This window comes from Nonomuraea sp. MTCD27, from assembly GCF_041950495.1.
Classification (GTDB): Bacteria; Actinomycetota; Actinomycetes; order Streptosporangiales; family Streptosporangiaceae; genus Nonomuraea.
This window is the reverse complement of sequence record NZ_JBGNUW010000021.1, coordinates 40073-53569: the sequence shown is the minus strand read 5'-3', so window position 1 is coordinate 53569 and position 13497 is coordinate 40073. Positions and strand designations below refer to the sequence as shown.

Genomic DNA, 13497 nt, shown 5'->3' with positions numbered 1-13497 from the left:
CTCGTGCGTAGGACGATCGCGTGCCTGTCCCTGGCGCTCCTGCTGCTGTCCTCCTGCGGCTGGTCCCGTCGCGTCTCACCCGGCGAGTTCGAGACCCGGGCCCGGGAGGTGACAGCGCGCTGGCAGGGGTCGGCCGACGACCGCGCCTGGCGCGCGGGGTTCGTGCCGCTGGAACCGCTGAACCCGCGGGGGTGGGCGAGCGCGGACCAGGTACCGGCCTGGGCGCTCCTGAGCGCGCACAACGGCGTGTGGCAGCAGGCCACCGAGCTGCCCGCGGACGCCCCGGCCCCCGCGGACGTGCGCTGGCCGGACGGGTCGGTCTCGCAGGTGCCGCTCGTCGCGGCGGCGAGCGCGTACGCGGCGTTCAGCGCACCCGAGGACTTCATCGAGGAGGAGTGCCCGGCCAAAGGCTGCCGCCCCCTCCGGGTGACCGGCGCCGAGCTGGGCGAGGTGCCGCTGGAGACCAGCCGGGGCCGGATCGGGGTGCCCGCCTGGATGTTCACCGTCAAAGGGATCGAGCAGAGGTACGTCCACGTGGCGGTCGACCCCTCGGCCGTCGCCGCCCGCCCCGAGCCGCGGCAGGAGGACACCGAAGAGGTGATGGGGTTCGAGTCCGTCGCCGGTCGGCCTGCCGAGCTGCTGCTCCAGTACGGCCACGGCGCCTGTGACACCGTCCACGGGGCGCGCGCGTACGAGACCGGCCAGGTGGTGGTGGTCGACGTGGACCAGGAGGGCTCCGACGGGCTGTGCCCGGCGATGCTCAAGATCGACACGATCACCGTCACGCTCGCGCGACCGCTCGGCGACCGCCTCGTGCTCGACTCCGGCACGGGGCTGCCGGTGGTGCGCGGGGTGAATCGCCGCTGACGGCGACCGGCCGGGGCGAGTGCGCGGCACCGTCCGGCCGCGTACGGCAGGCCGCCTACCAGGGCAGGTCCACCATCGGCACCCGAGCCCTGCCGCAGCCCGGGGGGCCCGCCCGGGCTCTCCGCGGACCTGTGAGCGTGTTTGTGGCAGACCTCACATGAGACGGCGGCCGGTCGCCATGGCCGGAAAGCCTTTTGTGGGGTCTCCACAAAGCAGCGGGTCCGGCATGCGCCATGCGGGACATTGGTGTACCAGGTGGTAATCAAGCAGGGTAGAGAAAGCTACGGGCGACGATCCGAGATCCGGACGTCGCCTTCTGCGCATGCGTATTTGGGAGGCTCTGCCGGTGTTCAGTCGTGTCGCCATCGTCAACCGTGGAGAGGCCGCGATGCGGCTCATCCACGCCGTCCGTGATCTTTCCGCGGAAACCGGGACACGGATCGAGACGGTCGCCCTCTACACCGACGCCGACCGCAACGCGACCTTCGTCCGTGAAGCCGACGCCGCCTATTTACTGGGACCCGCCTCGGCCCGGCCCTACCTCGACCACGCCGTCCTGGAGCGGGCGCTGATGGAGACCGGGGCCGACGCCGCCTGGGTCGGCTGGGGTTTCGTCGCCGAGGACCCGGCGTTCGCCGAGCTGTGCGAGAAGATCGGCGTCACCTTCATCGGGCCGAGCGCCGAGGCGATGCGCCGGCTCGGTGACAAGATCGGCGCCAAGCTCATCGCCGAGGAGGTCGGCGTACCCGTCGCGCCGTGGAGCCGGGGCGAGGTCGCCACCCTCGACGAGGCGCTGCGCGCCGGCGACGAGATCGGCTACCCGCTGATGCTCAAGGCGACCGCGGGCGGCGGCGGGCGCGGCATCCGCATGGTCTCCTCGAAGGAGGACCTGACCGACGCCTACGAGCGCACCAGCCAGGAGGCGCTGCGCGCGTTCGGCTCCGGCGTGGTCTTCCTGGAGCGCCTGGTCACCGGCGCCCGCCACGTCGAGGTCCAGGTCATCGCCGACGGGCAGGGCACCGCGTGGGCGCTGGGCGTGCGCGACTGCTCGGTGCAGCGGCGCAACCAGAAGATCATCGAGGAGTCCGCCTCGCCGGTCCTGTCGGCCGAGCAGACCGCCGAGCTGAAGGCCTCCGCCGAGCGGCTCGCCGTGGCCGTCGGCTACCAGGGCGCCTGCACCGTGGAGTTCCTCTACCACCCCGGCGACAAGCTGTTCGCCTTCCTCGAGGTCAACACCCGGCTGCAGGTCGAGCACCCGATCACCGAGATCACCACCGGCACCGACCTGGTCCGGTTGCAGCTGCACGTGGCCGCCGGCGGCAGGCTGGAGGGCCCGCAGCCGGCCGAGTCCGGCCACGCCGTCGAGGCCCGGCTCAACGCCGAGGACCCCGACCGCGACTTCGCGCCCGCCCCGGGCCGCATCGCGCGCCTGGTGCTGCCCTCCGGGCCCGGCATCCGCGTGGACACCGGCGTCAGCGAGGGCGACACCATCCCGGCCGACTTCGACTCGATGATCGCGAAGATCATCGCCTACGGCCGCGACCGCGAGCAGGCGCTGGGCCGGCTGCGCCGCGCGATGGCCGAGACCACGGTGATCATCGAGGGCGGCGCCACCAACAAGAGCTTCGTGCTCGACCTGCTCGACCAGCCGGAGGTCATCGACGCGAGCGCCGACACCGGCTGGATCGACCGCGTGCGCGCCGAGGGCCGCCTGGTCAGCCACCGGCACTCCGCGATCGCCCTGGCCGCCGCCGCGATCGAGGCGTACCAGGACGAGGAGGAGGTCAGCCGCCGGCGGCTGCTGGCCACCGCGCACGGCGGGCGCCCGCAGGTGCAGCACGAACCGGGCCGCCCGCTCGACCTCAAGCTCCGCGGCGCCGCCTACCGGCTGAGCGTGGCGCGGGTCGGGCAGCAGCGCTTCCGCGTCGGCATCTCCGGCGGCGGCGAGCCGCACCCGGTCGACGTCGAGGTCGAGCGCTTCGACGAGCACAGCGGCCGGATCGTGGTCAACGGCCGCCGGTTCCGGCTGGTGTCGGCCACCCACGGGCCGATCCACCTGGTCGAGGTCGACGGCGTCACCCACCGGATCAGCCGTGACGAGGGCGGCGTCGTACGCTCCCCCGCGCCCGCGCTGGTCGTGGCGACGCCGCTGTCGGTCGGCGACGAGGTCGAGGCCGGCGCGCCGATCCTGGTGCTGGAGAGCATGAAGATGGAGACGGTGCTGCGCGCGCCGTTCCGCGCCCGGGTCCGCGAGTGCCCGGTGTCGGTGGGCAGCCAGGTCGAGACCGGTGCGCCGCTGATGCGCCTGGAGCCCCTCGCCGACGAAGGCGCCGACGAGGGTGTGGCGGGCGCGGGCGAGACCGTGGAGATCGACCTGCCCGCCGAGCCGTCCGGCGTCCCCGCGGCCGACAGGGCCGCGCGCGACCTGCATGACCTGCGCAGCCTGCTGCTCGGCTTCGACGCCGACCCCTACGACCGCGAGCGCGCGCTGTCCGGCTACCTGGCCGCGCGGGCCGAGCTGGGGAACCGGCCGCTGGAGGGCGAGCTCGACCTGCTCACCGTGTTCGCCGACCTGTGCGAGCTGAGCCGCAACAAGCCGGGCGGCGAGATCGACGTCGAGCCGCACAGCCCGGTGCACAGCCCGCGCGAATACTTCCACAGCTACCTGCAGAGCCTCGACGTCGAGCGCGCCGGCGTCACCGAGGGGTTCCAGACGAAGCTGCGGAAGGTGCTCGGTCACTACGGCGTCGACGACCTCGACCGCACGCCGGAGCTGGAGGCCGCGGTCTTCCGGATCTTCCTGGCCCAGCAGCGGATGAGCACCGGCGTCGGGATCGTGTCGGAGCTGCTGCGCCGGTGGCTGGCCGGCGCCCAGCCGGTCGAGGAGCTCAGCGAGCGCTCCGGGCTCGCCCTGGAGCACCTGGTCGAGGCCACGCAGGTGCGCTTCCCCGCGGTGTCCGACCTGGCCCGCGGCGTGGTGTTCCGCTGGTTCGCCCAGCCGCTGCTGCGCCGCAACCGCGCCAGGGTGTACGCCGCCGTCCGCGGCGAGCTGCGTCACCTTGACCGCAACCCGGACGCGCCGGACCGCGCCGAGCGGATCCAGGCCATGGTGGCCAGCTCCGAGCCGCTGGTCCGGCTGATCGGCCAGCGGATCGGCCATTCGGGGCGCGACCACGCCCCGCTGCTGGAGGTGCTGACCCGCCGCTACTACGGCAACCGCGGCCTGTCCGAGGTCACCGTGCGCGAGATCGCGGGGTGCCGGTTCGTCACCGCCGAGCACGCCGGCGCGGGCGGCGTGACGCGGGTGATCACCACCGCGGTCGACATCGCCGCCCTGCCCGACGCCATCGGCGCCGTCGCCACGTTCGCCACCGAGGCCGACGCCACCGAGGCCGGCGCCACCGAGGCCGGCGCCACCGAGGCCGGCGCCACCGAGGCCGGCGCCACCGAGGCCGGGCACGGGCTGGTCGCCGACCTCTACGTCACGTGGGAGGACCAGCCGGACGCCGACGCGATGGCGGTACGGCTCGGGCAGCTCCTCGCCGAGCACCCGCACCCCGCGGGCGTCCGCCGGATCACCACCACCGTCGCCGGCACCGGCGGCGCCGTGATGCACCACCACTTCACGTTCCGCCCCGACGGCACCGGCTTCGCCGAGGACCGGCTGATCCGCGGCCTGCACCCGCAGATCGCGGAGCGCCTGCAGCTGCAGCGGTGGCGCGAGTTCGACCTCACCCGGCTGCCGTCCGCGGACGAGGAGATCTACCTGTTCAAGGCCGTCGCGAAGAGCAACCCGGCCGACGAGCGGCTCATCGCCATGGGCCAGGTCCGCGACCTGACACCGCTGCGCGAGGCCGACGGCAGGCTGGTCGCGCTGCCCTCGGTGGAGGACGCGATCACCGCGGGCCTGGACGCGATCCGCAACATCCAGGCGCAGCGGCCGCAGAACAAGCGGTTCGACACCAACCGGATGATGATGTACGTCTGGCCGTCGACCGAGCTGTCCACCGAAGAGCTCAACATGCTCCTGCAGCGCATCCTGCCGACCACCGCCGGCGCGGGGCTGGAGGAGGTGCAGTTCGTGGCCCGCCAGCGCACCGCCTCCGGCGAGCTGACCGAGGTCGCCGTGACGATCACCCTCGACCCGGGCCACGGAGCGCACCTGCACGTCGGCGAGCCGCCAACGGAGCCGGTGCAGCCGCTGGACGACTACCGCCAGAAGGTGCTGCGCGCGGCCCGGCGCGGGAACGTCTACCCGTACGAGCTGACCGGCCTGCTCGCCGGCCCGCAGGGCAGCTTCGCCGAGCACGACCTCGACGAGCACGGCGCGCTCGTGCCGGTGGACCGGCCGAAGGGGAAGAACTCCGCGGCGATCGTGGCGGGCGTCGTCACGACGCCGACCGAGCGGCATCCCGAGGGCGTCACCCGGGTGGTGCTGCTCGGCGACCCGACCAAGGCGCTGGGCGCGCTGTCGGAGCCGGAGTGCTCGCGGGTGATCGCGGCGCTCGACCTGGCGCAGCGGATGCGGGTCCCGCTGGAGTGGTTCGCGCTGTCGGCGGGGGCGCGGATCTCGATGAGCTCGGGCACCGAGAACATGGACTGGGTGGCCGCCGCGCTCAAGCGGATCGTCGAGTTCACCCAGGACGGCGGCGAGATCAACATCGTGGTCGCCGGGATCACCGTCGGCGCCCAGCCGTACTGGAACGCCGAGGCGACGATGCTCATGCACACCAAGGGCATCCTGGTGATGACGCCGGACTCGGCGATGGTGCTCACCGGCAAGCAGTCGCTGGACTTCTCCGGCGGGGTGTCGGCCGAGGACAACTTCGGCATCGGCGGCTATGACCGCGTCATGGGGCCGAACGGCCAGGCGCAATACTGGGCGCCGAACCTGGCGGCGGCCCGCGACGTGCTGATGGCCCACTACGACCACACCTACGTCGTGCCCGGCGAGGCGGCGCCCCGGCGGGCCCGCACCTCCGACCCGGCCGACCGCGACGTCACCGAGTTCCCGCACAAGATCGCGGGCAGTGACTTCACCACCGTCGGCGAGATCTTCTCCGCGCGGCACAACCCGGACCGCAAGAAGCCGTTCGACATCCGCACGGTGATGCGGGCGCTGTCCGACCAGGACCACCCGGTGCTGGAGCGCTGGGCGGGCATGGCGGACGCGGAGACGTCCGCGGTGCAGGACGCGCACATCGGCGGCTGGCCGGTCTGCCTGGTCGGCATCGAGTCGCGGTCGGTGCCGCGGCGCGGTTTCCCGCCCACCGACGGGCCCGACACCTACACCGCGGGCACGCTGTTCCCGCGGTCGTCGAAGAAGACCGCGCGGGCGATCAACGCGGCGTCCGGCAACCGGCCGCTGGTGGTGCTGGCGAACCTGTCCGGGTTCGACGGCTCACCGGAGTCGATGCGCAAGCTGCAGCTGGAGTACGGTGCGGAGATCGGCCGGGCGATCGTGAACTTCGAGGGCCCGATCGTGTTCTGCGTGATCTCCCGCTACCACGGGGGCGCGTTCGTGGTGTTCTCCAAGGCGCTCAACCCGAACATGACCGTGCTGGCGCTGGAGGGCTCGTTCGCCTCGGTGCTGGGCGGCGCGCCGGCGGCGGCCGTGGTGTTCTCCGGCGAGGTGAACAACCGCACGGCGACCGACCCGCGGGTGACGGAGCTGCAGAGGCGGATCTCGGCGGCCAGCGGCGCCGAGCGGGCGGCGCTGAACGCCCGGCTCGCCGAGGTGCAGTCGGCCGTCCGGGCGGAGAAGCTGGGCGAGGTCGCGGCGGAGTTCGACCGGGTGCACAGCATCCAGCGGGCGGTGGAGGTCGGCTCGGTGGACGCGATCATCAGCGCCGCCGAGCTGCGGCCGCGCATCATCGAGGCCATCGAGCGCGGCATGGCGCTGACCCTCGGCGAGACCGGCCCGGCCGCCGAGGCCCTGGTCTGACGCGGCGCGGGCGTTCCGGCGGTGACCACCCCGCCGGGACGCCTCCGACGCCCGCCGGCTCCAGGGAACCGGCTACCGCGCCCGGCGGCGGCGGGGCGGCTCAGCTGGTTGCCGCGTGCCGTTCCAGGAAGGTGTAGACGTCGGCCTCGTCCACGCCGGGGAACGACCCGGGCGGCAGGGCGGCCAGGACGTGGGAGTTGGCGCGGGCGGACGGCCAGGCGTAACCCTCCCAGCGTTCGGCCAGATCGGTCGGCGGGCGGCGGCAGCAGTCGCCGTTCGGGCAGTTGGACTTCGTCCGGTGGGTGGTCTCGCGCCCCCGGAACCAGCGCGACTCCTTGTACGGCACCCCCAGCGTGATCGCGAAGTCCCGCTCGCGCGACGGATCGACGTGCGCCACGCAGAAGTAGGTCCCGGTGGGCGAGTCGGAGTACTGGTAGAAGACTGAGAACCGGTCCGGCGAGGCGAACACCTGCCGACCCGACCACTGCAGGCACATCCGCTGCCCCTCGATGGCCCCCTGCTCGTCGGCGGGGAAGACGATGCCGTCGTTCTCGTACGCCTTGTAGATGGTGCCGCCGGCGTCGTTGCGCACGAAGTGGCAGACGAGGCCCAGGTGGTGGGTGGCGAGGTTGGTGAAGCGGTGGGCGGCCATCTCGTACGACACGGCGAACACGTCCCGCAGGTCCTCCACCGACAGCGCCCGGTCGGACTTGGCCTCCTGAAGGTAGAGGGCGGCGGCCTTCTCCGGCACGAGGACGGCGGCGGCGAAGTAGTTGGCCTCGGTGCGCTGGCGCAGGAAGTCGGCGAAGTCGCGCGGCTTGTCGTGGCCGAGCGCGAGGTGGCCGAGCGTCTGGAGCAGGATCGTGCGCGGGGTGTGCATGCCGAGCTGCTCGTGCTTGACGTAGATGCGGCGGTTGCGCAGGTCGGTGATGGAGCGCACGGAGCGGGGCAGGTCTTGAGCGGTGTGCACGGTGTAGCCGAAGTGCGTGACCAGGCTCTGGATCATGCTCTGGGACAGGGCGCCCGCACGGTAGCCGACGGCGTCGAGGGCCTCGGCGGCGGCCTTCTCGATGTCGGGGAAATAGTTGCCCACCTCGCGCTGGCGGCGGCGCAGCTCGGCGTTGGCGGCCCGGGCCTCCTCCGGCGTGGCGGTGCCGCGGGCCTGGCGGGCGCGTAGCTCGCCGTACAGGCCGAGGAGGTGTTCGAGCACGTCGTTCGGCACGCGTGCGGAGACCTTGAGCCGCGGCAGGCCCAGCCCTGCGTAGACGGGGTCGCGCTGCGCCTCCTCCAGCGCGATCTCGAGCTGCGCGCGGCGGTTGGGCGGCTGGCGGCGCAGCAGCTCCTCGACCGGGACGCCCAGGGCGGTCGCCAGCGACTTGAGCAAGGAGAGCTTGGGCTCGCGCTTGCCGTTCTCGAGCAGCGACAGCTGGCTGGGGGCCCTGCTGACGCGCGAGCCGAGGTCGGACAGCGTGAGCCCGCGTTGTTTGCGCAGGTGGCGCAGGCGCTGGCCAAACGCGATCAGATCAAGCTCTTGCGTCAAAGACAGCGGTTCTTCGCCCAGCAAGGAGGCCATGTCGGCATCTTAGACAGAAATTCGGCCCATTTTCTAGCCTTCGCGATCGGACGGTTCCCGGCGGCGGCCCGCCCGCCCCGGCCCGCGTTCTCACCGCACGATTGGTCTAGGCCAACGGTAAAACTTGCGATTTCTTCACAGCTGAATACCCACAGGTAATGCACATCAGCGAAATTTTCGCGATTCTTCTGCTGTCTTCGCACTGTTTGACCCCCCACCCAGGGGCAGAGACTCGGCGTGAGCACCCAGGGGACGGCAAAGGAGCGAACAATGATCGATCGCCTCAAGGGAGCTGCTGAGCAGCTGCAGGACGAATGGGACAACGACCCTCGCTGGGAGGGCATCGAGCGCACCTACAGCGCCGAAGACGTGATCAGGTTGCGCGGCAGTGTGCAGGAGGAGCACACGCTGGCCCGGCTGGGCGCCGAACGGCTGTGGAGCCTGCTGCACACCGAGGACTACGTCAACTCCCTCGGCGCGCTGACCGGCAACCAGGCGGTGCAGCAGGTGAGGGCCGGTCTGAAGGCGATCTACCTGTCCGGCTGGCAGGTCGCCGCGGACGCGAACCTGGGCGCGCAGACGTATCCGGACCAGAGCCTGTACCCGGCCAACTCCGTGCCCGCCGTCGTGCGCCGCATCAACAACGCGCTGCTGCGCGCCGACCAGATCACCTGGTCGGAGGGCGACGCCGACGCGCCGTACTGGCTGGCGCCCATCATGGCGGACGCGGAGGCCGGCTTCGGCGGCGTGCTCAACGCGTTCGAGCTGATGAAGGGCATGATCGCGGCCGGCGCCGCGGGCGTGCACTGGGAGGACCAGCTCGCCTCCGAGAAGAAGTGCGGCCACCTGGGCGGCAAGGTGCTGATCCCGACCGGCCAGCACATCAAGACCCTGAACGCCGCCCGCCTCGCCGCGGACGTCGCCGGAGTCCCCACACTGGTCGTCGCGCGGACCGACGCACAGGCCGCGACCCTGCTGACCAGCGACGTGGACCCGCGCGACCAGGCGTTCACCACCGGCGAGCGCACCTCCGAGGGCTTCTACCGGGTCAGGAACGGGCTGGAGGCGTGCGTGGCGCGCGGCCTGGCGTACGCGCCGTACTCCGACCTGCTCTGGATGGAGACCGGCACGCCCGACCTGGACGTGGCCCGCGAGTTCGCCGAGGCGATCAAGGCCGAGTACCCGGACCAGATGCTGGCCTACAACTGCTCGCCGTCGTTCAACTGGAAGAAGCACCTGGACGATTCGACGATCGCGAAGTTCCAGCGGGAGCTGGGGCACATGGGGTACAAGTTCCAGTTCATCACGCTCGCCGGGTTCCACTCGCTGAACTACGGCATGTTCGACCTGGCCCAGGGGTACGCGGCGGACGGCATGACCGCGTACGTCGAGCTCCAGGAGGCCGAGTTCGCCGCCGAGGCGCGCGGCTACACCGCCACCCGCCACCAGCGTGAGGTCGGCACCGGCTACTTCGACCTGGTCAGCACCGCCGTGGCACCCGACTCCTCGACGACCGCGCTCAAGGGGTCGACGGAGGAGGAGCAGTTCGCCCACTGACCCCGCAGACTCGCCGGCCACCTCCAGGGCATGGGATGGTTCCCCCGGCGAACGGGCCGCGCCAGTTCCCCCCAGCACTGGCGCGGCCCGATTTCTCGCGCTCGATGCGCTCCTCTTGCGGACCCGCCGCGCCCACGGCCATGCTCGAATCCAGCACGAGTCGATCTCGGGAGGCGTGGTGCGCACCAACGATCCCGGCGTCTCCCGCCGGAGCAGGCCATGACGGTGACGGTGCCGCCGCCTCCGGTCCGCCGCAAGAGATCGGTCTCCGGGCGGGTGCGCACGCTGGCCGGGCTGTCCCTGGTGACGCTGGCGCTGCTGCTGGCGGCGATCCTGGCGGGCGCGGCGAGCACGGGAGCCAGCCTGCGCACCATCGGGCATGACGCCGGCCCGCAGGTGCTCGCCACCGCGGGCCTGTACCGGCAGATGTCGGAGATGGACGCGCTGGTGGCCGAGACCCTGCTGCTCGGCAGGGAATACGGCCCCCAGCAGCAGGCCGACCTGACCAGCTACGACCAGCGGCGGCTGGAGATCTCCGAGAGCCTGCTCAAGGCGTACCGGCTGGCCCTGGACGACCCGGTCGAGCAGCGCACGGTCGAGTCGCTGATCGAGGGGCTGGGCCGCTACGAGCGGCTGGCGGCCCAGGCCCGGCTGCTGGACACCCAGTCCGGGCACACGGCCGGACAGCCGCCCGACAACGTGGTCGAGGCCTACCAGAAGGCCACCGACCTCATGCACCGCGAGCTGCTGCCCCAGGCGTACAACCTGACCCTGGAGACCGGGACGATCGTCAGGCGCGCGCACGACGCCGAGCGGTCGGCCACCTCGCTGGCCAGCTTCGCCGTCGTCGTCACCGGGCTGCTCGCGCTGGCCTGCCTGCTGGGCCTGCAGGTCTACCTGACCCGCAGGTTCCGCCGGATCCTCGCGCCGGCGCTGGTGGTCGCCACCGTGCTCACCGCGGCCGGCCTGCTGACCGGCACGACCCTGCTCAACCTCCAGGGCGAGGCCCTGGAGGAGGCCAAGCGGCGCGGGTTCGACTCGGTGCTGACCCTGACCAGGGCGCGGGCGATCAGCATGAGCATGCACGGCGACGAGAGCCGCTACCTGCTCGACCGCTTCCGGAAAGACACCTACGAACACACCTTCCTCGACAAGTCGCTGACGGTCGCGGCCGTCGAGTCCACCAGCCTGCCCGACTACCAGAGCAAGCTGCACGTGGACTTCGAGGGGCTGCTCGGCGGCCTCACCGGCGACGACCGAAACCGGCTCTTCGCCGCCTACCAGAAGTTCCAGCAGGCCGACGCGCGGATGCGGACCATGCCCGGCGAAGCGGCGATCAAGTTCTGGGACGGCGAGCTCACCGAGGCCTACGAAGGCTACGACAAGGTGCTGGAGGAGCTGGTCAGGCGGCACGAGTCCGACTTCGAGCGCGCCATCGACAACGGCGACGGAGCCCTGGAGACGCTGTGGCGGTGGATCCCCGCGGGGCTGGCCGCCGGGGCCCTGCTCGTCCTGGCCGGCGTCTGGCCACGACTCAGGGAGTACCGGTGAGACGACTGCTGATCTGCCTGATCCTGCTGCTCACCGCGTGCGGCTCCACGCGGCCCGCCTCCATCGTGGACAACGACGAGCTGATCGTCGCCATCCGCTCCGACGTCCCGCTGATCAGCTTCAAGGGGCAGGACAACGCCTACCACGGCTTCAACGTCGACGTGGCCGAGGACCTCGTCGCCCGGCTGGGCAAGCGGATCCGCTGGCTGGAGATCAAGGCAGGGGAGCAGCTCACCGTGCTCACGGACGGGCGGGCCGACCTGGTCTTCGCCCACATGTCGGTCACCTTGGAGCGGAAGAAGGTGATCGACTTCGCCGGGCCGTACCACGTCGACTTCCAGGACATCGCGGTGCGGCCGGCCGACAAGGACAAGGTGCGCGACGTACGCGACCTGGCGGGCCGCAGGATCTGCTGGGTGCGCGGCACGAACATCGCCCAGCGGATCGTCCAGGAGCGCCGGGTCGAGGCGATCCCCGTCGAGGCGCCCGACTACAACGTCTGCCTGGAGATGATCAAGGACGGCAGGATCGACGCCATCTCCACCAACAGCCAGATCCTGGCGGGGCTGCTCACCAAGCCGGGCGTCGACCTGCACCTGGTCGGCGCGGCCTTCAACGAGCAACGGACGTCGATCGGCGTGCGCAAGGGCGACGTCGCCGGCTGCGAGGAGCTCAACCGGGCGATCACCGAGATGTACCAGGACGGCACGGCACACATGCTGCTGGACAAGTGGTTCGGCAAGTCGGGCATCGACCTGTCCGTGATCGCGGTCCCGCAGTTCGAGGGCTGCTCCTAGACGGGCGATCAGGCGGGCGGCCCGGCGACCTCCGCGCCGAACCGGCCGACGAGCGCCTGCTTGGCCCGCCCGGCGACCTCCACGTCGTAGGAGACCAGCTTGACCGTCGCCGGATCGGCCGCCTTGGAGTGGGCCGGCACGTTGGTGTTGGTCGGCAGGGCGTAGAACTTCGCCAGCGGACCCAGCCGCTGGGACGCGCCGCTCAGCGCCCAGTCGACGTATTCGCGCGCGCTGTCGGGATTGTGCGACCCGGCCAGCACGGCCAGGCCGCCGAGCTCGTAACCGGTGCCCTCCTGCGGGAAGGTCACCTCCAGGTTCGGATAGCCCTGCTCCTGCGCGGCGACGCAGTCATGGGAGAAGACGACGCCGACCGCCACCTCCTCCTTGGCCGCCTGCACGGCGGCCGCGCTGCCGGAGGAGTTGTATCGCAGCACGTTCGGGTGGAGGTCGCGCATGTAGCGGAGGGCCGCGTCCTGGTCGCCGCCGGCGAGCTCCACGTGCGTCCACAACGTGGTGTAGGCGGTGCCGGAGGTGGCCGGATGGGCGAGGGCGACGCCGCCGCGCAGCCGCTCGTCCAGCAGCTCCCGCCAGGAGCGGATCGGCCGCAGGCCGCGCTCGGCCAGCTCTTCGGTGTTGTTGCAGAAGGCCAGCACGCCGGCGTAGATCCCGCTCCAGGCGTTCTCCCGATCGGCCCATCCCTGCCGGATCTCGCCAGCCTTCTCGGATCTGTACGGCTCCAGCAGCCCCTGCCCCTTGGCGGCCACGTACGAGTCGGCCGGACCGCCGTGCCAGACGTCGAACTCCTGCCGCTCCCTGGCCGCCTTGATCCGCTCCAGCGCCTCCCCGCTCGACAGCCGGACGAAGTCGGCCTCCACGCCGGTGGCATCGGAGAACCTCTTGACCATCATCGCGCACCACTGCTCGCTCGCACCGCACGCGACCGTGATCTTGTCCCGGCGCGGCGTCGCACAGCCCGCGGCCATCAGGACCGCTAACAGGGCGATGGCCAACGGCCTCATAGCCTCTCCAAGGATCGGTGCCGATCCCATTCGACACTCCACCACCGGCGTCACGCAACCGATCTCCGTGCCTCCGGAGACGGGCGGCGACGAGTTTCCGCGCCCCGCGGAGTCCAAGAAGTGGGACGGTTGTGCCTTCCACTCGAAGCGGTTACGTCGGCCGTCGAAGGCCGAGGAGAGAGGTGCGCG

7 protein-coding genes are annotated in these 13497 nt (G+C 71.7%); 5 read left to right on the top strand and 2 right to left on the bottom strand.

From position 1 onward, the window contains the following. Nucleotides 1-3: 3 nt before the first annotated feature. A complete protein-coding gene (locus ACBJ59_RS46275; protein ID WP_375116448.1) occupies nucleotides 4-867 on the top strand; it encodes a hypothetical protein in 864 nt (287 codons plus the stop codon). Nucleotides 868-1213: 346 nt separating this feature from the next. Then, nucleotides 1214-6811: a carboxyl transferase domain-containing protein gene (locus ACBJ59_RS46270; RefSeq protein ID WP_375116447.1), complete on the top strand. Its 5598-nt coding sequence runs from the start codon at nucleotides 1214-1216 to the stop codon at nucleotides 6809-6811. A gap of 100 nt (nucleotides 6812-6911) precedes the next feature. On the opposite strand, the gene ACBJ59_RS46265 is transcribed toward ACBJ59_RS46270, so the two are convergent. After that, on the bottom strand, nucleotides 6912-8384 hold the full coding sequence (locus ACBJ59_RS46265; protein ID WP_375116446.1) for a helix-turn-helix domain-containing protein: 1473 nt from the start codon (nucleotides 8382-8384) through the stop codon (nucleotides 6912-6914). Nucleotides 8385-8654: 270 nt separating this feature from the next. On the opposite strand from ACBJ59_RS46265, the gene aceA reads away from it, so the two are divergent. From aceA to ACBJ59_RS46250, 3 genes are all read left to right on the top strand, one after another. After that, nucleotides 8655-9941: an isocitrate lyase gene (gene aceA, locus ACBJ59_RS46260; RefSeq protein WP_375116445.1), complete on the top strand. Its 1287-nt coding sequence runs from the start codon at nucleotides 8655-8657 to the stop codon at nucleotides 9939-9941. A gap of 219 nt (nucleotides 9942-10160) precedes the next feature. Beyond that, entirely contained in the window at nucleotides 10161-11492 is a 1332-nt protein-coding gene (locus ACBJ59_RS46255) for a hypothetical protein (RefSeq protein WP_375116444.1), read from the top strand. After that, nucleotides 11489-12289 carry a substrate-binding periplasmic protein gene (locus ACBJ59_RS46250; protein WP_375116443.1) on the top strand — a complete coding sequence of 267 codons (801 nt, stop codon included), beginning with the start codon at nucleotides 11489-11491 and terminating at the stop codon, nucleotides 12287-12289. Before ACBJ59_RS46255 ends, ACBJ59_RS46250 begins: the two co-directional genes overlap by 4 nt. A gap of 8 nt (nucleotides 12290-12297) precedes the next feature. On the opposite strand, the gene ACBJ59_RS46245 is transcribed toward ACBJ59_RS46250, so the two are convergent. Further along, nucleotides 12298-13308 (bottom strand): ABC transporter substrate-binding protein, encoded by a 1011-nt coding sequence (locus tag ACBJ59_RS46245; protein ID WP_375116442.1) that lies wholly within the window; start codon nucleotides 13306-13308, stop codon nucleotides 12298-12300. Between the last annotated feature and the right edge of the window lie 189 nt (nucleotides 13309-13497).